The 1,439-nt window shown below is 59.3% G+C and carries 1 protein-coding gene; it reads left to right on the top strand.

Going from position 1 to position 1,439, the window contains the following annotated elements:
• Positions 1 to 114: 114 nt before the first annotated feature.
• Positions 115 to 1,439: IS21 family transposase (gene istA, locus F3H58_RS27040; RefSeq protein WP_149744443.1), on the top strand; the 1,325-nt coding region annotated here is incomplete at its 3' end.

Consider the following 1,439-nt stretch of genomic DNA (forward strand, 5'->3'; position numbering starts at 1 on the left):
CTGTTGGTTTCCACGCGGAACTGAGCCGGTTAGGCGCATAATTTCCATTGAGAATTGAGCCATGTGAACCTTCCCCCCAACGCGGAGAGCGACGGGGGCAACGGAGTGATCCACATGGGACTTTTAAATATCATCCGTCGGATGGCGCTGCGCGAGAAGCAGTCGATCCGCGAGATCAGCCGGCGCACGGGGCTGTCGCGGAACACGATCGCAAAGTATCTGAACGCGGGCACGATCGAACCGACATTCACGGTACCGGAACGGCCGAGCAAGCTTGATCCTTTTGCCGACAAGCTGGCGGCCTGGCTGAAGACAGAGGCCGGGAAGTCGCGCAAGCAGCGACGAACACTGAAGCAGGTTCATGCCGATCTGGTGGCTCTCGGCTTTACCGGCTCCTATGGTCGGGTTGCCGCCTTCGCCCGTGATTGGCGAGCGGAACGACAACGTGAGCAGCAGACGACGGGCCGCGGCATATTTGTTCCGCTGTCTTTCCGCCCAGGCGAAGCATTCCAATTCGATTGGAGTGAGGACTATGCCGTCATTGGCGGCGAGCGCACGAAGCTGCAGGTCGCGCATATCAAGCTATCGCACAGTCGGGCTTTTCTGGTCAGGGCGTATCTGCTGCAAACGCACGAGATGCTGTTTGACGCCCATTGGCACGGCTTCCGTGTGTTCGGCGGCGTCCCTGCTCGCGGCATCTACGATAATATGAAGACAGCGGTCGATCGCGTTGGCCGCGGCAAGGAGCGACAGGTCAACATCCGGTTCCTTGCGATGACGAACCACTACGTTTTTGCGCCAGAGTTCTGCAATCCCGCCGCAGGCTGGGAGAAGGGACAGGTCGAGAAGAACGTTCAGGATGCCCGACCACGTCTGTGGCACCAGATGCCGGACTTCCCGGATTTGGCAGGGTTGAATCTGTGGCTGGAGCAGCATTGCCAAGACCTGTGGCAGGAGACACCGCACGGGAGCCTGCCCGGTTCGATCGCGGATGTTTGGGGTGATGAGCAGCCTGCTTTAATGGCATTGCCCGCCATGTTTGACGGCTTCGTCGAGCAGAGCAAGCGGGTCTCGCCGACATGCCTGATCACCTTCGAGCGTAATCGTTACAGTGTGCCAGCATCGTTCGCGAACCGCCCCGTCAGCCTGAGGATTTATCCCGAGCGGCTGGTCGTTGCAGCCGAGGGAAATATCCTCTGCGAACATCCGCGGATCATAGAACGCAGCCACGACAAACCGCCGAGGACGATTTATGACTGGCGGCATTATCTTACCGTCATCCAACGCAAGCCCGGTGCTTTGCGCAATGGTGCGCCTTTCCTGGAATTGCCGCTGGCCTTTCGACAATTGCAGGACCAGATGCTGCGTCGCCTGGGCGGCGATCGGGAGATGGCCGATATCCTCGCTCTGGTGCTTCATCACGACGAACAGGTTGTGGT

The sequence above is a fragment of the Rhizobium sp. NFACC06-2 genome, from assembly GCF_900101425.1.
Classification (GTDB): domain Bacteria; phylum Pseudomonadota; class Alphaproteobacteria; order Rhizobiales; family Rhizobiaceae; genus Agrobacterium; species Agrobacterium leguminum.